This is a genomic window from Methylocaldum sp. 14B, assembly GCF_002005105.1.
In the GTDB taxonomy this organism is placed as follows: domain Bacteria; phylum Pseudomonadota; class Gammaproteobacteria; order Methylococcales; family Methylococcaceae; genus Methylocaldum.
Genome location: NZ_MSCV01000009.1, coordinates 71,544 through 93,056, shown reverse-complemented (window position 1 = coordinate 93,056; position 21,513 = coordinate 71,544). Strand labels below are relative to the sequence as shown.

Sequence of the window (21,513 nt, the reverse complement as noted above, 5' to 3'; positions counted from 1 at the left end):
TAGGAGGTTCTCTTGCTATGGCTAGGAAAGCGCTGAAAGCCGTGGATGACATGTCGGAAGATTTGATGTCGGATGCTCCGAGCAATCCGGTTCCATTTCCCGATGACGAGATAAACCAAAAGATTGCCGAAGCCGCGTATTACCGTGCTGAAAAGCGGGGCTTTGTTCCAGGTTACGAAGTCGAAGATTGGCTAGAGGCTGAAAAGGAAATCAGAGCGGGTTCCCTTTAAGCAGGTTTTTCGACTCTCTAGATTCGGTTTCCCCAGAAGGCAGAAATATCCCCCACCCAAATATACCGTTTCTGCCTTCTTCTTTTTTTATCCCCACCGCATGTGATGAGGATAAAAACAGGACTCTCTTTTATCCCTCCATTTCTGCGATCATAATCGAGCGATTCGACCGATAGGCGAAGCTTGGCGGCTGCCGGTTCAGTGAATTCGCGAGCGTTTCTCGATTCCAATCCTTTATTTGATGATTTTAAAAACAGCCAAAATGCACGATACCGAACTGCGCCAGAAACTTGCGGCGGAAACCGGACAAATCGGCTGGCAGGAGCTGGAGCGCCATTTCGCCAGAGGCGTCTTAATCGTTATTGGACCGGAATTGAACTTGGTCGAGGCTGCGGCAAAGATAGCCGAAGACGATAAAAGCGCTTTGCAAGAGTGGATCCAAAGAGGGCAGGTTGCGCGGGCGACCGACGATCACGCCAGGCGATGGGTCGATTCGAAGTGCACCTTTTGGGCCGTGGTCGTTGCGCCGTGGGTGTTGGTGCAAGAGAGTCGACCGCCCAAAGCGCACTAGAGTCCTTGGTCAGACTATCGATCTTATTAATCAGGCCCGTAAATACCCTCCTGGTATTTCGGGCCGCCGCCCAGGCCCGGTACACGCCCGGCCTGGGCTCACGCGGCTTGTCGCCGCGCCGGGGCATCCCTGCCCCGGATTAACCCGGCCTATATTTATAGGCCGGGTTAATAGTAAGCGTCTGGATCCGAGATTATGAGCACCAGAGCGAAATGCTTCATCACGCTGATAGGCTTGATGATATTGGATATTTTTCCGATACCGGTCGTCGGGCTGATCGGATTGTACGTCATCATCAACCGCCCGCGATGGTTCCTCGAAACGGTCAACCGATTGTACGACGAGCGAGGCAAAACCACCGTGAGCGCCGACGAGGAGATCTGAAGGGTCGGTTATTCCCGTCCGAGCCGCCAGGCTGAAAGCCCTAGCAGGAACCAGCCGGTGAGAAACGACAAGCCCCCGAAGGGGGTAATCCAGCCCAGCCAGCGAACTCCGGTGATACTCAAGACATAAAGGCTTCCGGAAAAAAGTACGATTCCCGCGAACATGAACCAGCCGGCCTTGACAAGAAGGCGCGTATCGGGGAGTTGTTTGGCCGTTATGCCGATCAAGGCAAGACCCAGCGCATGCCACATCTGATATTCCACGCCGGTGCGGTAAATCGCGAGGTGGTATTCGTCCAGAACCGCTCGTAATCCGTGAGCTCCGAATGCGCCCATGGCAACGCCGAGGAATCCGGCAGCAGCGCCGAGAAGAAGAAAGGTCCTGTGCACAATAACTCCTAGTACGGGTTTTTAAAGCGTTTTCCGGTTCGTCCGCAAGGGATTGCCGACCTACAAGAGCGTTGCGAATAGGTCGGGAATCCTTTCCCGACGCAGCCGTTCGGCGATTCGCTGAGTCGGCAGAGGATCGCCGAACGGCTAAATCCATCGTCGCGGTCAGCGCCGCCTTATGGATTATTAATCAGGCCCGTCAATACCCTCCTGGTATTTCGGGCCGCCGCCCAGGCCCGGTACACGCCCGGCCTGGGCTCACGCGGCTTGTCGCCGCGCCGGGGCATCCCTGCCCCGGATTAACCCGGCCTATATTTATAGGCCGGGTTAATAGTGCATGACAGCTTGAAGCAAGCCGTTCAAGCGGCGGACGAAGGCGGCGGTATCGTCCAGCTGGCCGCCTTCGCTGAGGACCGCCTGGTCATAAAGAATATGGGTCAGATCGGCGAAGCGCGATTCGTCCGCCTCGTCCTTGAGCCTTGTCACTAGGGGATGATCGGGATTGATCTCGAAAATCGGTTTGCTGGCCGGTACGTCTTGCCCGGCCGATTTCATGATGCGTTCCATGGTACGGCTTAGCCCGTAGGTTTCGCTGACCAGGCAAGCCGGAGAGTCGGTCAGGCGAGCGCTGATTTTCACATCGCTGATCTTGTCGCCCAGCGTTTGCCTGATTTTGTCGATAATGGGCTGGAACGCCTTGCTGGCTTCTTCGGTATGCTTCTTGTCCGCTTCGTCGGCAAGGGTGCCCAGGTCCAGATCCCCCTTGGCCACCGATTGCAGATGCTTTCCTTCGAAATCGGTGAGATAGCTGACCAGCCAGTCGTCGACCCGATCGTGCAGCAGGAGTACTTCCAATCCCTTGCGACGGAAGATTTCCAGGTGCGGACTGTTTTTGGCCGCGGCGTAATTCTCGGCGGTAATATAGTAAATCTTGTCCTGCCCCTCCTTCATGCGGCCGACGTAATCCTCCAGGGAAACGTTCTGGACATCGGAATCGTTATGAGTGGAGGCGAAGCGCAGCAGTTTGGCGATGCGGTCGCGGTTCTTGAAGTCTTCGATCGGACCTTCCTTGATGACCTGGCCGAATTCCTTCCAGAAAGCTTGGTATTTTTCCCGCTCGTTCCTGGCCACGTCCTCCAACAGACCGAGAACCTTCTTGACCGCGCCGGAGCGGATTTTTTCGAGCAGCGCGTTTTCCTGAAGAATTTCCCGCGAAACGTTCAAGGGGAGCGAATCGGAGTCGATCACGCCGCGGACGAAGCGGAGATAACGGGGCATCAGCTTCTCCGATCCTTCCATGATGAAAACCTTCCGCACGTAAAGCTTTACGCCGTGCTTCGCGTCGCGGTCCCACAGATCGAACGGCGCATGCGACGGAATGTAGAGCAGAAGGGTGTATTCGTTGGTGCCCTCCACGCGGCTGTGGAGGCGAGCCAGAGGCTCCTGAAAGTCGTGGGAAACGTGCTTGTAGAATTCGTTGTATTGCTCGTCCGAAATCTCATCCCTGTTCTTTGCCCATAAGGCGGAAGCGCTGTTGACGGTTTCCCACTCGTCCGCTGCCGGCTTTTCGTCTCCGTACCCTTCCTTCTTCATCAGGATCGGCAAGGAAATGTGATCGGAGAATTTGCGTATGATCGACCGGAGTTTCCAACCGTCCAGGAACTCGTCCTCGCCTTCGCGGAGGTGCAGCGTAATCTTCGTTCCGTGCTCGGGTTTTTCGATGGTTTCCAGCGTGTAATCGCCTTCGCCCTTGGATTCCCAGCGTACCCCTTGGGCCGCGTCCAGACCAGCCTTGCGGGTTTCCAGGGTGACTTTGTCGGCAACGATGAATGCGGAATAAAAGCCCACGCCGAACTGGCCGATGAGCTGGCTGTCCTTCGCCTCGTCCCCGGTCAGCGACTCGAAGAACTGGCGGGTGCCGGAGCGGGCGATGGTCCCGATGTTCTCGCGGACCTCGTCGCGGGTCATGCCGATGCCGTTGTCGGTAATGGTCAAAGTCCGGTTCGTTTTGTCGTGTTCGATCCGAATCTTCAGCTCGCTGTCGCCCTCGTACAGCGCATCGTTTCCCAGTGCCATAAAGCGGAGCTTGTCGGCAGCGTCGGATCCGTTCGAGATGAGCTCGCGCAAGAAGATTTCCTTGTTGCTGTACAAGGAGTGAATCATCAGGTGCAGAAGCTGTTTTACCTCAGCTTCGAACCCAAAAGTTACCTTGCTTTCTGCTACGGTCATGGCAGTGACTTTCCTCCGGAGGTTTAAGTGGATCGACTCTATTAATCAGGCCCGTAAATACCCTCCTGGTATTTACGGACCACCGCCAAGGCCGGTTACACGTCCCGCCTTGGCTCACGCGGCTTGTCGCCGCGCCGGAACATCCCTGCCCTGGGTTAATAAGATGACGATGAGAATTTGGGGCGATCCTTCCCGTTTTCAAGTCTGTTTCGTTTTTTGAGACGAGCGCCACGTTTTTTTCGTCTAGACTTTTTTCGAGCCTGCTGTGGCTCGGACAACCAGCACCAAACTTCGACCGGCTATCCGTGCCGCCCTTCAGTCAAGTATCTCCAAAGAGTTAAAGCATGTTCGTCATCATCGGTTACATCATCGTCGTGGGCGCCATTCTGGGCGGGTTTGTGATGGCGGGAGGCCATATCGGCGTTCTTATTCAACCGAACGAGGTCATCATCATTTTCGGCGGCGCGCTCGGCGCATTCGTCGTGTCGAACAATCCCAAGGTCTTGAAAGCCGTTTTCGGCGCGTTGATGAGCTCCCTGAAGGGTTCCAAATACAACCAGGCGCTTTATCTTGAAACCTTGACGCTCTTGTATCGGATCTTCAACAAGATCCGTCAAAATGGGCTGTTGTCCATCGAAGGGGATATCGAGACGCCGGATCAAAGCGAATTGTTCAAATCCGCGCCCAAGGTGCTGGCCGACCATCACGCGGTCGAGTTCATCACCGATTATTTGCGCTTGATGACGAGCGGCAGTTTGGACGTCCATCAAATCGACAATCTGATGGACATCGACATCGAAACCCATCACGAGGAAGGCCACCTGCCCATACAGGCGCTGCAGCGCCTCGCGGACGGCATGCCGGCGTTCGGCATCGTCGCCGCGGTCATGGGCGTGGTGCATACCATGGAGTCGGTGGGTTTGCCGCCGGCGGAACTCGGCAAGCTGATCGCCGCGGCACTGGTCGGCACATTTCTGGGTATTTTGGTTGCCTATGGTTTCATCAGTCCCCTGGCGGGTCTGTTGGAACAACGTTTGGCGGAATCGACGAAGTATTATCAAAGCATCAAAGCCGGGCTGATCGCCTCGATAAACGGTTACGCCCCATCCACCGCCGTGGAATTCGCCCGCAAAGCGATGTTTTCCGCGGAGCGTCCGGAATTCTCCGAATTGGAGAAGCATCTCAAAGAAAGCCGTTAACGAGCTTATCCGGATAAGACCATGGCCGATAATTCGAACCAAATCGTCATCAAGAAAATCAAGAAAGGCGGTCACGGCCATCATGGAGGAGCCTGGAAGCTGGCCTACGCCGATTTCGTCACCGCGATGATGGCGTTCTTTTTGCTGATGTGGCTTTTAGGTACGACCGAACCCGCTTTCAGGCAAGGCATCGCCGAGTATTTCAAGGATCCCTGGAAACCTTCCCGGCAAGGCGGTCCCAACACGGGCGATGCAACCAGCGTGATCAAGGGAGGAGGGGAGGACATCACTCAATCCGAGGGTCAAGTCAAACTGACCGACCAAGGGAAGGAAGATATCGTCGGAGAAGCCGCCGAATCGGAAAAGGAGATGGAACAACTCGAGGCGCTGAAGGAAAAGATCGAGCGGATGATCGAAACCAGCCCTTTGCTCACACAGTTCCAGAATCAACTGAAGATCGACATCACTCAGGAGGGGCTACGTATCCAGATCATCGATTCGGAAGGCCGGCCCATGTTCAATTCGGCGAGCGCCAAAATGGAAGGCTATGCATCGGAGATACTTCGCCAAATCGCGCCGGTCATCAACGAGTTGCCGAACAAGATCAGCATCGCCGGACATACGGATGCAAAGCCGTTTCCGGGCAAAGGACAGGGTTATACGAATTGGGAATTATCCGCCGACCGTGCCAATTCCGCCCGCAAGGAGCTGATCAAGAGCGGCCTCAAGGAAGAAAAAATGATGCGGGTGGTGGGGCTCTCTTCGAGCGTTCCTTATGTCAGGGAAGACCCCTTGGCCGCCACCAATCGGCGCATTTCCATCATCGTGATGAACAAGCATACGGCCGAAGAAATCATTACCGGCGGTTCCGGGATAGATATATCTATGCAAAAGCCGCTGGACAAAGGGGCGATTACGGGCCAAGGCATGGTGCCGGCCGTCAACAAGGCCGCGTCCGCACTCTAGGGCACCATATTCATGGTCGAAGCGCTGCCGGTTTGGTTCAGGGCCGTCCTGAGCCAACTCTTGGCCATCTTAGGCACATTCCTGCTTCTAAAGAGCGGCGGCCTGTTCTGGGCATCCCTCGGCTTCGCCGTGGCATTTGAAGGACTTCTCGCCATGGCCTTCGGCTGGATGCTGAGACTTCCTTATTGGTGGCTGCCGATCCAGGCGCTGTTCGTTCCCGCAATCGTTATCAGCTGGCGGCTGAATCTCCCGCCGGTCCTGTATTTGGCCGGTTTCGTCCTGATGTGGCTGGTTTTTCGCAGTAATCTTCGCGAGCGGGTTCCTTTTTATTTGACCGATCGCGAAACCTGGCTTGCCGTTTCCGAGTTGTTGCCGCGGAACGCCGCGTTCAAATTCATCGACCTCGGTTGCGGCTGGGGCGGCGGCCTGGCGGTTTTAGCCGGGCAATGCAAATCCGGCGAATTCCGGGGCGTCGAATCGGCGCCTCTGCCGGCCCTGCTCGGCCGGTTTCGATTGCGGAACGAAAAGAACTGCCGTATCCGTTTCGGCGATTTTTGGATCGAGGATCTCGGCCGTTTCGATGTGGTTTACGCCTTTCTATCGCCGGCACCCATGCCTCGCCTGTGGCGCAAGGCGCGGAAGGAAATGAAGCCGGGGTCGCTTTTCATCAGCAACACGTTCGAGGTACCGGGTGTCGAACCGGATCAGACCTTGATCCCGCGAGATGGCCGCTCCGGCAAGCTGTTGGTTTGGCGGATGTGACCTTCGGTTTCTCGACCCGTGCCCCATCAAAAAATATAAGGGTGCACTGCATTGAAACCGTGCACTTTGGCGCGCGGTTTGAAATCGGGCGGCTGCCATGGCTCGTTGGTTTGCCCGGCAAGAAAACGGGCCAGCCAGAAGGCTTGATGCCGTATCGGCATGATATAGGCGTACAAGCGGCCGTCCACGAATTCGGCGGCATCGCCTATGGCGTGGATGTCGGGGTCGTTGGTGCGCAGGAACTCATCGACCAATATGCCCCGATTGGCATTTAACCCGATGCGCCGCGCCAGTTCGGTTCGCGGCTTGAAACCGCAGGCGACGATGACGCCGTGGAAACCGCTCGCCGTTTCGTCCTGCAACTTCACCGCGTAAAGGCTGCCGATTTTTTCGAAGCCCTGGACCGAGGCATTCAAGCGAACCTCTATCCCGTGGCCCTGCAATACCTGCAACAGAGTTGCCGAATCTTCCTCGATCAACTGACGTTCCATGAGTCTTGCCAAGGCATGAAACAAGACCATCCGATCGCCGGCCTTGGCCAGATCGGAAGCGACTTCGCAGCCGATCAGCCCGCCACCGATCACCGCCCACAGGGGCTTTGCCGAGGTCTCGACGATTTTTTCCCGATGCCGCCGGAGTTCGATCAAGTCGTCGAGGCTGTTGACGACAAAGAACAAATCGCGGCTCGCCTGAAACGGGGGCGGAATCAGCGCATCCGAGCCGGGCGCGAGCACCGCCTTGTCGTAATTCAGGGTAAATTCGCCCGAACTGTTCCGGCAGACAATGGTTTTGTCGTCGCGGTTGAGTGTCAATACGCTGGTTTCGCGATAGATCGCGATGCCGGCATCGTGCAGTGCATCGAACGGCTTCAGAATGATCTTGGTTTCGATGTCGTCCCTCGAAAAGCCGTGGGATAGCATAGGCCGCGAATAATAGCCGTGGCCTTCCTGAGTTACGACGGAAATTCGGCATTCCGGCGCGAGTTTCCGAAGTTCCTCCGCGAAAGTGATGCCCGCGATACCTGAACCAATGATGACGACGTGCATGGAGTTTCCTCGCGATAACCGGTAAGCGTGAAATATCAAAAAGAGCCTTGAAGCGATTCTTACGCCGATACTTAGCGACCTTCCGACTCCGGCCGAACGATCTTGCCGAACTCTCGCACCTGGGACAAGAGCCCCCGCGACGTGACCGCGAAAAACGGCACGACGGGCAGGCCCGCATCGCGCAGGATTCGCGCAACCCAGACATTGCAGGTATTGAACAGATGGAATTTGCCCTCGGCTGCGTAAAAGCGGCTGTCGGGATATAGACCCGGGCCGATGGCTTGCGCTCTGGCCGTATTCTCGCGGGCGTAGGTGTTGTGAATGGATACGATGAGTTGCCTGAGCTGCTGTTCCGACAAGGGGACCTCAACGATCTCGGCGGCGGGGAAATAAGCGGTCGGATGAACGGGGACTCCGACAACGTGCAGAACGCTGGCGGTGGGGGCCACGACGGCTTTGAACCCGTACCAGAGGTTGAAGCCGGCGGCCTGATAAAAATCGCGGTCTCCCCAGCCTACTTCGAGATACTCCGCTTTCGGAAAGTCTTGGCTTTCCGGCCACAACCCGGGCGGGATATCGGCTCGTTTGACGGCTAGGCCGGTGTGCCAGCCCAGATCGACCAAATAGATAGTGCGTTCGGCGCCGGCCTCTTCCATGGCCAGCGCCTCGTCCAGTCGGTTCGGCGCACAGCCGGCGAGCAGCGCCAGCAGGACCAGCAGCCGGAACAATCTTAATGGGCCGGCTGCCTCGAGATATCCTTTTGCCCAGTATCTGGGATCGTGCGACATGTCATTCCCGACGGTAAGGCGCGGGATAAGCGGCGGCGACGCCGCATCCGAACGGCGCGCAAAGGTCAGAGACTCAGGCTTCGGATTCCGATGCTGTGGCGGACCTTCCGTATCAGCGGGGCGCTGTAGCTTCGGGCCTTGCGGGCGCCGTCCTGCAATGCTTCCTCGATTTTGTCGGGTGCTTGTAGCAGTGCTTCATAACGTTCCCTCGCGGCTTTCAGATGATCGTCCAGATACTCGAACAAAATGTTTTTCATTTCTCCCCACGCAATGCCTTCCGCGTAGCGGCGCCTTATCGCCGTAGTCTCCTCCTTTGTCGCGAACGCCCTATAGATGCCGAACAGGGTGCAGGTGTCCGGATCTTTGGGTTCGCCCGGCAACAGAGAGTTGGTCTTGATCTTCATGATCAGCTTGCGCAGCTGTTTTTCGGGTGCGAACAGCGGGACGGTGTTGTCGTAGCTCTTGCTCATCTTACGCCCGTCCAATCCGCATAGCACAGCGGTATCCTCGCTGACGTCCGCTTCGGGAAGCACGAAATGCTCGCCGTAAATATGATTGAAGCGTCCGGCGATATCGCGTGCCATTTCGATATGCTGAACCTGATCCTTTCCGACGGGAACTTTATTGGCGTTGAAGATCAGAATATCGGCCGCCATCAGGATGGGATAATTGAACAATCCCATGGTGACGCCCTTATCGGGGTCGCTTTCGCCACTTTCTTCATTAGCTTGGACCGCGGCCTTATAGGCATGGGCGCGATTCATCAGTCCTTTTGCAGTGACGCAACTGAGTATCCAGGCCAGCTCCGTGATCTCGGGGACGTCCGACTGGCGGTAAAACACGGCGTTTTCCGTATCCAAACCCAAGGCCAGCCAGGCGGCGGCGATTTCCAGTGTCGATTGGCGGACGCGTTCCGGGTCCTGGCATTTGATCAAGGCATGGTAGTCCGCCAGAAAATAGAAAGGTAGGACGTTATGATCGCGGCTGGCTTCGATGGCAGGGCGTATGGCGCCCACGTAATTGCCGAGATGAGGTGTACCGGTCGTGGTTATTCCAGTTAGGACGATGGATTTCGTGCTCATAGGTTCAAGGTGTCGGATTACTGCGTCGTTCCAACAAGTTGTGTCGATTTAGGCGCGGCACTATGGCATAAAAGGGCGCGCATTGCCAAACCCGAAATCGGAATCGTCCGAACGACTTCGGCTATGATCTATCGGTTAGAATACCGGGAAACCTAAAGGGGGAGATGCACAGCTATGCTGGAGTACGACGAAAAGCGGGATTTCATCCGCATGCAGGCCGATTGCAAGATGACCTTCCGGCTGGCCGACAGCGATATTGTACATGAGGGGGTATGTGTAAATATCAGCGGCTCCGGCATCTTGTTCGAGGCCGATATTCCTTTAGATGTCGGCAAAGCCGTCGAAGTGCGCCTCGTTCCGCAGAACAAAATCACCCCGCCTTTGACCGCCTATATCGAAACGATCCGGTGCGCGGAGAGCGAAGCGGGCGGTTACCGAATTGCCGGCGCCATCAAAGGCATCAAGAGCGAGTGAAATCGCTGGTCAATATCCTTGTCGCAATTCATGTTTACGATTACCAAAGAAGTGTATTTTTGCTATGGACACCGTCTAATGGAACATACGGGCAAGTGCCGTCATCTCCATGGTCATAGTGTCAAGGCAGCAATTACCGTGATTGCCGAAAGTTTGAACGAACAGGGCATGGTCTGCGATTTCGCGGAGATCAGCGCCGTCGCGTCGGAGTATATCGACCGGCAGCTCGATCACAATCTGCTTCTGCACAAGGATGACCCACTCCTGCCGGCGCTAGTTTCGGCCGGAGAACGTTTTCTGGCGCTCGACGAGCATCCTACGGCCGAGTATCTGGCCAAGCTGATATTCGGACACGTCGCGAGCCGAGGATACAACGTCAGGAGCGTGACCTTATGGGAGACATCCAGCGCCTGCGCTACCTACAGTGAATTTTGAGAGATCGTTTTTACCGGTAATGAGCATTTTCCAGCCCGCAGAAAAATCCTTCTGGCTGCAAAAAGTCTGCGAATCGAACTACGAGAAACTGGCGCACCTGATTCCCGACTTGGACCGCATCGACGAGACCGCCGTCGCCCAAGTCAACGGCAAGCCGTCCCTGCATCTGAGGTTGCTCGAAAGGTCGCCTTATACCCTGACGCTGGAGCTTACCCACGATTTCGTGCGGGGTTTCGAGCCGGCGGTGAGAATCCGCGTCAGTCTGGACGCCAAGACCGCCGAAGCGCTCAGCGACCACTGCCGACCGGTGGTCCTCGATGCGGTGAGGGACCGGTCCAGCGCCAAGAGCGTGCTCGATTACAAATGGTCGCTGAACTACTTCCTCACCCGCTGGCTGGATCACTGCCTCCAAAGCGACTACCGATTCGGAACCGCCCGTTATTCGCGGGAAGAATTCGCCACGGTCTAATTCCATTCGACATTCGAGTGAACATTCATCGTAGGATGGGTAGAGCGAAGCGAAACCCATCGATGGCGGGTTAGCCCTAGTCTCCGCTCAGGACAGGCCCTTCGACAAGCCTGTCCCGAGCATCGTCGAAGGGCTCAGGACAGGCCCCGCGTAACCCGCCGATGGAAGGTCGCTCGGCGGGTTACGGCGCACGCGAAGCGCAGTGATCGGCAGTCGGCCGGTGCTAATGTGCGCCTAACCCACCCTACGAAAAACGATTCCTGATTGAAAGCGATTTGGAGGGGTGGTCGAGTTACTCCTATCCGTTGTACCCGAACGTCGATCCAATTTCGCCCTTGATCAACCATTCGGCGTCCTTCGGGTCTAAGTAAGTATTTGGAATAAAAACCCGTACGATGCATACCCGCGACATGATCGTCATCGGCGCCTCGGCGGGAGGCGTGGAAGCGTTGAAAAATCTGGTCGGCGATCTGTCTTCCGATCTTGAGGCGACCCTTCTCGTTGTCCTTCATGTCCCAAGTCATAGTACGAGCTTTCTGCCGAATATTCTCCAGCGAAATGGACCGCTCCCGGCCACCCACCCGGATGACGGCGAGACGATTCGGCGGGGGCATATCTACGTCGCCCCGCCTAACCGGCATCTGGTGCTGAGAGACGGGAAGATTCATCTTTCGGGCGGCCCCAGAGAGAACGGCTTCCGCCCCGCGATCGATCCGCTTTTCCACTCGGCGGCAAGGATTTACGACTCTCGCGTGATAGGAGTCATTTTATCGGGCACGCTCGGCGACGGCAGTTTCGGACTCAAATCCATCAAGAACGCCGGCGGGATAGCGATAGTCCAGGACCCACAGGAAGCCATTTTCTCCGAGATGCCGCTGAACGCCATCGAAAGCGTCGCGGTCGACTACATCCTGCCCGTCGCGGGCATTACCGCCACCATCAAGCAGCTCGCCGAACAGCCCGTGCGACAACGAAGAGGTGCCCCCATGCCGGATGAAACAGAAAAAGAGCGTGAGATGGTCAAAAAGGACATAAGACAGTTCGAAACGGGGGGAAACCCGCGCCTTGCCAGCGTTCTGACCTGTCCGGAATGCGGCGGGGTGATGTGGGAACTCGGCCACGGCGAAATGGTTAAGTACCGCTGCCATGTCGGACATGCGTTTTCCACGGAAAGCCTGCTCAATGAACAGGCCGAAACGCTTGAGGTCGCCCTTTGGTCCGCAATCCGTTCCCTGGAGGAACGGGCAGCCCTGCTAAAGCGCATGGCCGCGCAATGCCACGAGCACGGCAGCGTCTTTTCGGAGCAAAGGTTTTCGGATCAGGCGAAGGAAACCGAACAAAACGCCGACGTGATCCGTACCGTATTGCTCAACGGCAGAAAAAACATAGCCAGTCTCGACGAAGAAGCCGGCAACGAGTGAGTCGGGCGTTTGCCCGTGCGTTACGGCCCACTTCTCATTTCAATAGCAAGGGGTCGTTTTAATCGGGATGCTTCTAACAGGGCTTTCGCTGGCTTCCAGGCTCCCGCTTGGAAGCCATATCCGAGACGCCCGAGTTGGCACTGGGTTCCCAAGCTGGAGTTTGGGAACCAGCACAATTCTGAGAAGGTTTTGCTGCTCCTTGAAAGCTTCGAAGCCGCCGGCAGAGGCACCGGTGCCGACGATCATGAGCGGGTGCTTTGGGGACAAGGCGACATGCGTTGCCGGTGAGGTTTTCTTGGACTGTGATTCGTCCCGTGTTTTTTGAGTGCGTTTCTTTGCCATGACTGCTTGACAATGGAACTATCTTGGCCTTGTGCGCGAGTCGTTCGCTGATGCCAAGAGCGCATACTCCGTTTTTCACGGATTCGCGAACGTGGCCGAGCGGTCTCTGGCAATTGGATGCTAATTCTGCGGGAACGTCAGACAAATCGGCAAAAAGTACGTGATGGGCAAACAAGCCGGTCCGCGTAGGAAGCGCTGTGGCGAAGTTGGTTTCCCGCCGAGTGACCGTCGGCCGATGCCCAATCGACTATCCGGGCCAGGGTTCCGTGATTGGCTTTCGATGTCGGATCATTCCGGCCTTTTTAGGAGGTGAGGGTTATCCATACTAAGACCGAAGACTAGCAATAAGATCCTGCAACCTCCCCATATTCCCGTTCACCGCGCTGTGCTTCCGCTACGCTCCTCGACACCGGCGCCGTGGTCCCATGAGGCGCCATTCTGACGCAAAAATTCTCAAATATATTGGAGCTGTGAGCATCAGTTACTGATCTAGATCAACATTTCGGGCGAAGTTTACAAATCCATCTACTATTAATGAATGCCCTACAAGGGGGCATTCATTAATAGAACGGAAAGAGGAAGGAGAACTTATGGAGCCCGGAAAGTTTCCCTTGTCCCAGCAAACACCCTCGAAAATGCAAGGTTTTTTTCGAGAGTCTCTCGGCTGGGCATTGGACCAGTACGGCACCGTGCTGGGCCTTCTGGCGATGACGGCCGTCGTGAGCTACGCCGTTCTGATCGCCGACCTTCGCAGTCAGGAGGGCAGCGCCGCTGCCTTGAACCTGGCCGGCCACGAGCGCATGTTGGTGGAGCGCGGCGTGGTTCTGGCGATGAAAATGACAGCCACCGAAAGCCATGTCGAGCGCCAGGCCATCCGACAGCAGATGGTGGATACCATCAGCCTGTTCGAGAACATGCACGGTTATCTCAGGAACGGCGATCGCCTGGTGCGCCAGGGGCCGCGTCTACTGGCCGAGCCGGGCGAACTGGCTCCGGAACTGCGCCTCATCTACTTCGAAGATCCGATCAAACTCGATCAACAGATCAATGCTTACATCGAGGCGATACGTAAGCTATTGTCGCGGCCGGTGGATGCCGTCAATTCGGACGATCCGTATTTTCAGTATCTCACTTCCGACGCCCCCGAAAAGATCCTCTCCGGCCTCGACAAGGTGGTGGCGTATTACCAGCAAAATGCCGACTTCCGCCTGCAAAATACCCAAGACCTACAAGGCGTGATGCTGGCGCTGTTCCTGTTTGCCTTGGCTTTCGGCGGCATGGGCCTCTTGAATCCTCTGGTCAAGCGCCTCAAGGACAGCATGGCGAACCTACAGGCCCAGAGGGACTTCAACGAAAACATCATCAATACGGCTCAAGCGCTGATCATCGGTTTGGACACCCGAGGCAAGATCATCTTGTTCAACCGCTATGCCCAGGAAATCTCCGGCTGGACCGAGGACGAGGTGCGCGGTAGCGAGTTCTTTGCCATGCTCTTTACGCCCGAACAGCAGGGCCAAATGCGGGTTTTGTTCGACGATGTCGTGCAGGGCGGTCTGTCCGGCGAGACCGGGACGGAAGTTCCCATGCGAATCCGTAGCGAGGAACTGGTGGACATCATCTGGCATGCCACGGTGGTCCGCGATCAGGACAGCAAGCAGCCGGTCCTGTTCCTCATCACCGGCGACGACATTACCGAGCGCAAGCGGGCGGAAGATCGTCTGCAAGCCACCCTGGTGGAACTGGAAAAGCTGAGCAGCCGACTGCAGGAAGAAATCAACCTCGCCGCCGCCTTGCAGCATTCCATTCTGCCGAGCCCCGACATCGTTCTGCCGGGCGTACACGGCGTCGCCTCCTTGACTACTTCCAGCGAGGTGGGCGGCGACTACTACGACTATTACAAGGTCGGCGGCTATTACGCCGTTATGGTGATCGGCGACGTGAGCGGGCACGGCGTGGCGGCGGGCACCATGGTGAGCGCCGCCAAGGCAGGTCTCTATCCGCTGGCGAATGAAGGGGTGACCCGCCCCGCGGAGATCCTTCGTTCCCTCAACGAAACCATGTTGGCAACGGCGCACCAGTCGTTGCTGATGACCATGGGCTGTCTGAGTCTGGACAGCCGCACCGGTCACTTGCGCTTCGCCAACGCCGGACACGTGCTGCCTTACCTCAAGCGGCGCGGGGATAAGCACTGGACCATGATCGAGGGGGGCGGCTTGCCCTTGGGAAAGAGCCGCGATTCCGATTACCTCTCGGTAGAACTGGATCTGCAACTCGATATCGGCGACCGGATATTCCTCTACACCGATGGCGTGGTGGAACAGGAATCGGCGCGCGGCGAACCCTTCGGCTACGAGCGGCTAGAAGCCATTCTGAACGAAAACGCCGAGGCCGAGCCGCGCGTGCTGGAAGAAAAAATTCTCGCTGCACTCAAGGCTTACGGCGGACGCGACCATTTCGACGACGATGTGACCGTGGCCGTGCTGGAGCATACCGATCGCGTGGAGGTCCAGGCCGCGCGCGACGAGGACTCGGCTCAGCTCATCCGCATCACCGAGGGATTTTACCGAGGCCAAAGCGATCACTTTACCTCGCCGACCTCGCGCCAGCTGGTGGTTTTCCTGTCCGAAGGCGAGTTTCACGACCTCTTGCCGCGCCTCAGCGTGGACGGTATCCGCCGGGTATTGCCCCGCGACGATGCCTTTTACCATCGGCTCGGTTGGGAACATTTGCTCAGTCAGCATCAAGCATCGCCGGATGATGATATTTACTGTCTCGTCCCGGGGCGCGTCGCAGAGCGGCAATTCCAGCTCACCCACAGCGACGACAAACTGTTCTTCATGGAGGAAGGTCGCGCCTGGCTGGAGGAACTGGGCGTCATGGCGCCGGACCAACTCGAGTCTATCCTGTTGGTCCTCGACGAAATGGTGGAGAACTCGTTGTACGGCGCGCCCCGTGACGGCCAAAGCCGCCCGTTTTATCTGAAGGGAACGACGCGGAATCTGTCCGAGAACGAACACGTGCGCATCCACCTGGCGGTAGGTTCCGACACCATCGGTTTGTCGGTTACCGATAACTGGGGCACCTTGACCCCGGCAATCTTCCTGGACCATCTGACTCACACGCTTGCGAAAGGCGTCGAAGCCGGTATCGGTGGAGCCGGGTTATATCTGATGTGGCGTATGTCGGATTACTTGCAGGTGCGCGTCACACCGCATCGCCGTACCCAGATCACCACTCTGTGGGATCTGAGCCGGCCCTTGCAGGTCGGCTTGAAAACCGGATTCCAGTTCCTCTACCACAGCGAGCACGATGAGGTTGTAAGCCATGACTCTGGCAGATTCACTTTTCATTAACAGCCTGCCGTCCGGCGAGGAAGGCGTGCTGTGCTACGCCTTTGCCGGTTCGGTAGACGCCCATTCCGCGCAGACCCTCGGTCAGTTGAACGGCATTCCGGCCAACGCCCGCGTCAGTTTGGATTTCAAACAGGTTGAGCGGGTCAATTCAATGGGCCTGTCTCTGCTCCTCAAGCTGTTCGAACACTGGGAAAGGCAGGGTATCAAGATCGAAGTCAATAACCCCAATCGCATGGTGGCGATGCTGTTCAAGATTACGGGGCTAGGCCGTTTCCTCACCACCGATGTCAGCCTGCCGTCGGAGCGGGCCCAGCCGTCCGTGGTCAGCGCCGTACGAGCCGCACCCGAGCGTCCCGTCGAATCGGGTTCGCCGCATCCCCGGGGCAAACTGAATTTCGTGGCCAGTCTACAGGTCGGTGCTCAATTGAGCGGCTGGTACCTGCTCAACACCTATTTGCAACGGCACTTGCAGCGGGCGATCCATTTCGAGCAGCTGCCGGCGGGACATGAGATCGGCCACGAAACGGTGGACATTTTCTTCGCCAAGCCTTTCGAAGCCTGTGCCATGATTCGGCGGCAGCAGTTCGTGCCATTGCTGCGGCCCTTGGGGGAGGCCGACGAAGTAGTGATCGTCATGCGCGCCAACGACGAGCGGTCACTCGCCGACATGGGAGACGTCCGCGCAGTCACGGCTTCGCAGGGCAGTTTCGTCTACCTGCTGGGTCGTTTCCTCTGCGACGAGAACGGGCTGGACTCGTCCAAGTTCCAGCATCACTTCGCGGGCAACGAAATCAAAGCGCTGCAATTGCTTCTAAAGGAACAGTCGGATGTCTTGTTCATGCTGAAGAAGACCTATTACGGCCTGTCCAATCTCACTCGAAACAATACCCGTGTCGTGGACGAAAGCGACACCCAGTTTGCCTTCCATCTTCTTTGCGCGAGCCCGCAAATCGCCGACCTCGGGGAATCCGTCGCGAAAGTCTTTACCGGCATGGGCGACGACGAGCAGGGTAAGGGCATCCTAAAGGACATCCAGTTCGACGGCTGGTGCGTGCCGCAGGAAGGAGAGCTCGCCATGCTGATGCGGTTGTACGAGAGGTACGCGGAATAAGCGGAGCGCTGCCCAGTTTTTGATCTTCGGGCCGGATACAGCATGCACGCCGTCTGATCCGAGGAGGGCTTTTTCGGAATTTCCCCAGCGAAGTAAGTCGGCAATCCTTTGCCGACGTACCCGCTTGCCGACCTGTTACGTCGGGAAAGGATTCCCGACCTACGTCAGTTGGGTGGCTCCTGTCGCGGCCCGTTTGCGATTGAAAAGGGCCATGGAAGGGTGGTTAGGTGCGCCTTGAAAGACCGGATTTGCGCCGGCAGGTTTAGACGCGCACCGTAACCCACCGAGGGGGCGTTCACTCTATGCCTCGGAGTCAGGCGAGTTACGCAGCCTGTCGTAATAGGCCCGCACGCAACGAAGCACTTCATAGCTGTATTTGCCGTTCAGCGCCTGGTATAGCGGCTTGAGGGCGCGCCGTTGGTCTTCCGGCAGGCTCTGCCACGCTGCTTCTATTTCTCCGATTTCCGAATCGCTCAAACCCACCACCTCGCCGAGTTCCACGGCCCCGGTTTCGATGGCCCTGGCCAGATGGCCGTAGACGGTCGAAATCGTCAATCCGCGCTGATAAGCGATCTGTTCGGCGTTCATGCCGAGCCGGAATAGCGCCAGGCTTTCGTCTGCCGTCGTGCTGGCGGTCGAGGCCGAACCGTCGCCGCTTCCGTGCTCCAGGATGACCGACAGAAACTCGTCGCCGTAGAGCTCCAGCTTGCGTTCGCCGATGCCCGCCAGGCGGCTCATTTCGGTGCGGCTGGTCGGTCTCGACTGGACCATTTCCATCAGAACAGCGTCCTGAAAAATCACGTAAGCAGGCACGTCCTGCTCCTCGGCCAGCGTGCGCCGCAAGGCGCGCAAGGCTTGCCAGAGACGCTCGTCTTCCGGGTTGGAAAAGCGCTCGACGGCCTGGCGTCGGCCGCTCGAGGCCTCCTTGTAACTGTCCCGCCTTAGCCGAAGGTCGACTTCGCTGCGCAGTACCGGGCGGCATTCCTCGGTCAGACGGAGTGCGCCGTGAGCCTCCCAGTCCACCGTCAAATAGCCTTGGGCGATGATCTGACGGAATACCGAGAGCCACTGTTTCTCGTCCATGGCGTGACCGATGCCGAAGGTGCTGAGCCTGTCGTGACCCAGCCGCTGTATTCTCTCGTTGGACTTGCCGCGCAGTACGTCGATGATGTGGTGAACGCCGAAGCGCTGGCCGGTGCGGTAGACGCAGGACAATGCCTTGCGGGCGGCGTCGGTGCCGTCCCAGGTGTCCGGCGGGTTGAGGCAGTTGTCGCAATTGCCGCAGGGTTTGTCGGAGATTTCGCCGAAGTAGCGGAGCAACGCTTGCCGACGGCAACCGGTCAGCTCGCAGAAGCCGAGCATCGAATCGAGTTTGTGGCGCTCGACCCGTTTATGCAGTTCATCCGCTTGGGAGGCCTCCACCATTTGCCGCAAGGTGATCACATCCTGCAAGCCGTAAATCATCCAGGCATTGGCCGGCAAGCCGTCGCGTCCCGCGCGTCCGGTCTCCTGATAATAAGCCTCGAGGCTCTTGGGCAGGTCGAGGTGCGCGACGAAACGGACATTGGGTTTATCTATGCCCATGCCGAAGGCGATCGTCGCCACGACGATCACGCCTTCCTCCATCAGAAATCGCCGCTGGTTTTTCTGGCGTTCCTCGGCGGAAAGGCCGGCATGGTAGGGCAGGGCGGAGAATCCTTGAGCGCGGAGCCATTCCGCGGTCGATTCCACCTTTTTTCGCGACAGGCAGTAAACGATGCCGGCATCTCCCGGATGTTCGTTTCGGAGAAACTGAACCAGCTGCCGGCGCGCGTCCTGCTTGGGCGATATCCGGTAGCGTATGTTGGGCCGGTCGAAACCGCTGCAAAAGACCCTGGCCTCCTGCAGTCCGAGGCGCTCGACGATCTCCTGCCGGGTCCGCTCGTCGGCGGTGGCGGTCAAGCCGATTCTGGGAATGCCGGGAAAACGTTCGTGCAGCAAGGAGAGCTGCCAGTAATCGGCGCGGAAGTCGTGGCCCCACTGGGACACGCAGTGCGCTTCGTCGATGGCGAAAAGGCTGACTTCGGCCCGCCCGATGAGCGCCTGCACGCGCTCGGTCAAGAGACGTTCGGGCGCGACGTAGAGGAGGTCCAGTTGGCCGTCCAGAAAGTTCCGCTCGACCTGGCGCTGTGTGTCGTAAGCCAGGGTGGAATTCAGAAAGGCGGCTCGAACGCCGAGTTGGAGCAGGGTTTCGACCTGATCCTGCATCAGGGCGATCAGGGGCGAGACCACGACGCCCGTACCGGGGCGGATTAGCGCGGGAATCTGGTAGCAGAGCGACTTGCCGCCGCCGGTGGGCATCAGCACCAGCGCATCGCCCCCTGCCGTCAGATGATCGATGACGGCGCGCTGCTGGCCGCGAAACCGTTCGTAGCCAAAGACGCTGCGCAGGACCTGAAGGGGGTCTTTCGGCATGATCCGCCAGCTTGCCGGAAGCGCCGCTTTTCCGGCTAAGCCTGGAGCATCTGTTTCAGTTCCAGTGCCTGCGACAAAGCGGCTTCCACGTTTTCGGCCAGCACGTTGAAATGTCCCATTTTACGGCCGATGCGGGCGGTCTTCTTTCCATAAAGATGGAGCTTGACGTTGGGCTGGCTCAAGAGCTTGTCCCAGGCCGGCTCGTCGTCTCGCCAGATATCGCCCAGAAGATTGACCATCACCACCGGACTCAGCAAGCGGGTATCCGCGGGCGGCAATCCGCACAAGGTGCGGACTTGTTGTTCGAACTGGCTGGCGGCGCAGGCATCCAGCGTATAGTGGCCGCTGTTGTGGGGGCGCGGGGCGATTTCATTGATGACCAGGTCGTCGTTGTCCAGCACGAAGAATTCCACCGCCAGGACGCCGATATAGTCCATGGCTTGAGCGAGCTTAAGCGCCATGTCTTGCGCGTGTGTCGCGACGGCCGGCGCAACCCTGGCCGGCACGATGCTGACGTCGAGAATTCCCGATTCGTGCTGGTTTTCCGCCACGGGGAAGCAGACTACTTCGGTCGGCGAAGAACGGGCGATGATGACCGAAATCTCGGTTTTTAGATTCAGTTGCCGCTCCAGTACGCAAGACTTTCCGCCCAGTTCGGCGAATGCGGCTTTCGCTTCCTCGACGGTCTTCACCCGGATTTGGCCCTTGCCGTCGTAGCCGAGCCGCGCCAGCTTCAGAATGCCGGGCAAGTGGTCCGCCAGATTCCGATCCAGGTCGGTGGCGGTCTCGATCGCGAGAAACGGAGCGACTCCGAGCCCTGCCCCGGAAATGTATCGCTTTTCCGCGATACGGTCCTGAGCGATCGAAACGCATTCCGCCGAAGGGCTTACCCGTACGCGCTGTGCCAGGTAGCTGAGGCTTTCGGCCGGGACATTCTCGAATTCCGTGGTGACCGCGGCGCAGGTTTCGGCGAGTCTGTCGAGAGCCGCCCGGTCATCGTAGGCAGCGCGGATGTGCACATCGGCCAGTCCGCCGGCCGGACTGTCGCCGTCGGGATCCAGTACGGTGACGCGATAGCCCATGGCCCGCGCCGCCATGGTGAACATGCGGCCCAATTGACCACCGCCCAGGATGCCGAGCATGGCATTCGGTAGAATGTGTTTCATCGTCGATAGGGTTAATGTGGAACTACGGGAACGGGTCGATAGACGACAGCCGTTCTTATTCTAGTTAGCTTCAGGACGTCCTGTTTCGGAAAATCAGCGGCCTGCTTTCGGCATCATTCGATTTCCGGCAGCGTCAGCCCCAGCACGGCTTCCGTTTGCCGAAGGCGATAAGCCTTGAGTTTGGCGGCCAAGTCCGAATCGTGAACGGCGAGCAGCGCCACCGCGAACAGACCGGCATTCACCGCGCCCGGTTCGCCGATGGCGAAGGTCGCGACCGGTATGCCCTTGGGCATCTGGACGATGGAGTACAGGGAGTCCTTGCCTTTCATGTATGTCGTCGGCACCGGAACGCCCAGCACGGGCAGGTGGGTTTTCGCCGCCATCATGCCGGGCAGATGCGCCGCGCCTCCAGCCCCGGCGATGATGCATTTGAGTCCGCGATCGGCCGCCGTTTCGGCGTATTGAAACAACAAATCCGGCGTCCGGTGAGCGGAAACCACCTTCGTTTCGAACGGGACATTGAAATCTTTCAACTGACGGGCGGCATGCTGCATGATCTCCCAGTCGCTATTGCTGCCCATGATGATGCCGACGTGAACCATTGAATATCCGGTCTTTCCAATCAAAAAAGCGATTTTATCC

Annotated in this window: 19 protein-coding genes and 1 pseudogene; 12 read left to right on the top strand and 8 right to left on the bottom strand. The window is 57.8% G+C overall.

What is annotated here, in order from left to right; all coding sequences use genetic code 11:
- Window positions 1-122: 122 nt before the first annotated feature.
- The 3 genes and pseudogenes from B2A78_RS26565 to B2A78_RS08585 form a co-directional block, all read left to right on the top strand.
- Window positions 123-230: pseudogene (locus B2A78_RS26565) on the top strand (DUF2934 domain-containing protein); the annotation flags it as partial.
- 262 nt (window positions 231-492) lie between these two features.
- Complete coding sequence (locus B2A78_RS08590) at window positions 493-801, top strand: DUF2288 domain-containing protein (RefSeq protein WP_077729644.1); 309 nt, start codon at window positions 493-495, stop codon at window positions 799-801.
- A gap of 195 nt (window positions 802-996) precedes the next feature.
- Window positions 997-1,185, top strand: a complete 189-nt coding sequence (locus B2A78_RS08585; RefSeq protein ID WP_077729570.1) for a hypothetical protein — start codon at window positions 997-999, stop codon at window positions 1,183-1,185.
- Between the two features lie 8 nt (window positions 1,186-1,193).
- Here B2A78_RS08585 and B2A78_RS08580 read toward each other — a convergent pair whose 3' ends face one another.
- Together B2A78_RS08580 and htpG are read right to left on the bottom strand one after the other, a co-directional pair.
- A complete protein-coding gene (locus B2A78_RS08580) occupies window positions 1,194-1,574 on the bottom strand; it encodes a DUF423 domain-containing protein (protein WP_205780711.1) in 381 nt (126 codons plus the stop codon).
- A gap of 327 nt (window positions 1,575-1,901) precedes the next feature.
- The gene (htpG, locus tag B2A78_RS08575) at window positions 1,902-3,803 is read right to left on the bottom strand and encodes a molecular chaperone HtpG (protein ID WP_077729569.1); all 1,902 of its coding nucleotides are present in this window, start codon (window positions 3,801-3,803) and stop codon (window positions 1,902-1,904) included.
- A gap of 344 nt (window positions 3,804-4,147) precedes the next feature.
- Between htpG and motA the strand changes: the two genes are divergently transcribed.
- Genes motA through B2A78_RS08560 form a run of 3 tightly spaced genes read left to right on the top strand, consistent with a single transcriptional unit; the run spans window position 4,148 to window position 6,730 of the window.
- Window positions 4,148-5,002, top strand: coding sequence for a flagellar motor stator protein MotA (motA, locus tag B2A78_RS08570; RefSeq protein ID WP_077729568.1), 855 nt, complete (start codon window positions 4,148-4,150; stop codon window positions 5,000-5,002).
- A gap of 21 nt (window positions 5,003-5,023) precedes the next feature.
- Window positions 5,024-5,968, top strand: a complete 945-nt coding sequence (gene motB / locus B2A78_RS08565) for a flagellar motor protein MotB (RefSeq protein ID WP_077729567.1) — start codon at window positions 5,024-5,026, stop codon at window positions 5,966-5,968.
- Between the two features lie 12 nt (window positions 5,969-5,980).
- The gene (locus B2A78_RS08560; protein WP_077729566.1) at window positions 5,981-6,730 is read left to right on the top strand and encodes a class I SAM-dependent methyltransferase; all 750 of its coding nucleotides are present in this window, start codon (window positions 5,981-5,983) and stop codon (window positions 6,728-6,730) included.
- Between the two features lie 26 nt (window positions 6,731-6,756).
- On the opposite strand, the gene B2A78_RS08555 is transcribed toward B2A78_RS08560, so the two are convergent.
- From B2A78_RS08555 to B2A78_RS08545, 3 genes are all read right to left on the bottom strand, one after another.
- A complete protein-coding gene (locus B2A78_RS08555) occupies window positions 6,757-7,776 on the bottom strand; it encodes an FAD-dependent oxidoreductase (protein ID WP_077729565.1) in 1,020 nt (339 codons plus the stop codon).
- Window positions 7,777-7,847: 71 nt separating this feature from the next.
- Window positions 7,848-8,564 (bottom strand): DUF2459 domain-containing protein, encoded by a 717-nt coding sequence (locus B2A78_RS08550; protein WP_077729564.1) that lies wholly within the window; start codon window positions 8,562-8,564, stop codon window positions 7,848-7,850.
- 65 nt (window positions 8,565-8,629) lie between these two features.
- Window positions 8,630-9,646 carry a tryptophan--tRNA ligase gene (locus B2A78_RS08545; protein WP_077729563.1) on the bottom strand — a complete coding sequence of 339 codons (1,017 nt, stop codon included), beginning with the start codon at window positions 9,644-9,646 and terminating at the stop codon, window positions 8,630-8,632.
- A gap of 174 nt (window positions 9,647-9,820) precedes the next feature.
- Here B2A78_RS08545 and B2A78_RS08540 point away from each other — a divergent pair, with 174 nt between their 5' ends.
- The 6 genes from B2A78_RS08540 (at window position 9,821) to B2A78_RS08515 (ending at window position 17,251) form a co-directional block, all read left to right on the top strand.
- Window positions 9,821-10,120 carry a PilZ domain-containing protein gene (locus B2A78_RS08540; protein ID WP_077729561.1) on the top strand — a complete coding sequence of 100 codons (300 nt, stop codon included), beginning with the start codon at window positions 9,821-9,823 and terminating at the stop codon, window positions 10,118-10,120.
- 30 nt (window positions 10,121-10,150) lie between these two features.
- Entirely contained in the window at window positions 10,151-10,555 is a 405-nt protein-coding gene (locus B2A78_RS08535; RefSeq protein ID WP_077729560.1) for a 6-carboxytetrahydropterin synthase, read from the top strand.
- Window positions 10,556-10,574: 19 nt separating this feature from the next.
- On the top strand, window positions 10,575-11,024 hold the full coding sequence (locus B2A78_RS08530; protein WP_077729558.1) for a DUF1249 domain-containing protein: 450 nt from the start codon (window positions 10,575-10,577) through the stop codon (window positions 11,022-11,024).
- 395 nt (window positions 11,025-11,419) lie between these two features.
- Complete coding sequence (locus B2A78_RS08525; protein WP_077729557.1) at window positions 11,420-12,445, top strand: chemotaxis protein CheB; 1,026 nt, start codon at window positions 11,420-11,422, stop codon at window positions 12,443-12,445.
- 932 nt (window positions 12,446-13,377) lie between these two features.
- Window positions 13,378-16,140, top strand: a complete 2,763-nt coding sequence (locus tag B2A78_RS08520) for a SpoIIE family protein phosphatase (protein WP_240502451.1) — start codon at window positions 13,378-13,380, stop codon at window positions 16,138-16,140.
- The gene (locus B2A78_RS08515) at window positions 16,112-17,251 is read left to right on the top strand and encodes a PhnD/SsuA/transferrin family substrate-binding protein (RefSeq protein WP_077729556.1); all 1,140 of its coding nucleotides are present in this window, start codon (window positions 16,112-16,114) and stop codon (window positions 17,249-17,251) included. The genes B2A78_RS08520 and B2A78_RS08515 overlap by 29 nt, the downstream gene beginning before the upstream one ends.
- Before the next feature lie 300 nt (window positions 17,252-17,551).
- Here the strand turns inward: B2A78_RS08515 and recQ are convergent, their stop codons facing one another.
- The 3 genes from recQ to purE all read right to left on the bottom strand — a co-directional run bounded on the left by recQ (window position 17,552) and on the right by purE (window position 21,473).
- Window positions 17,552-19,705 (bottom strand): DNA helicase RecQ, encoded by a 2,154-nt coding sequence (gene recQ / locus B2A78_RS08510; protein ID WP_077729555.1) that lies wholly within the window; start codon window positions 19,703-19,705, stop codon window positions 17,552-17,554.
- A 35-nt stretch (window positions 19,706-19,740) separates the two neighbouring features.
- Window positions 19,741-20,871, bottom strand: coding sequence for a 5-(carboxyamino)imidazole ribonucleotide synthase (locus B2A78_RS08505; RefSeq protein ID WP_077729554.1), 1,131 nt, complete (start codon window positions 20,869-20,871; stop codon window positions 19,741-19,743).
- Window positions 20,872-20,984: 113 nt separating this feature from the next.
- Window positions 20,985-21,473 (bottom strand): 5-(carboxyamino)imidazole ribonucleotide mutase, encoded by a 489-nt coding sequence (gene purE, locus B2A78_RS08500; protein ID WP_077729553.1) that lies wholly within the window; start codon window positions 21,471-21,473, stop codon window positions 20,985-20,987.
- Window positions 21,474-21,513: the final 40 nt, after the last annotated feature.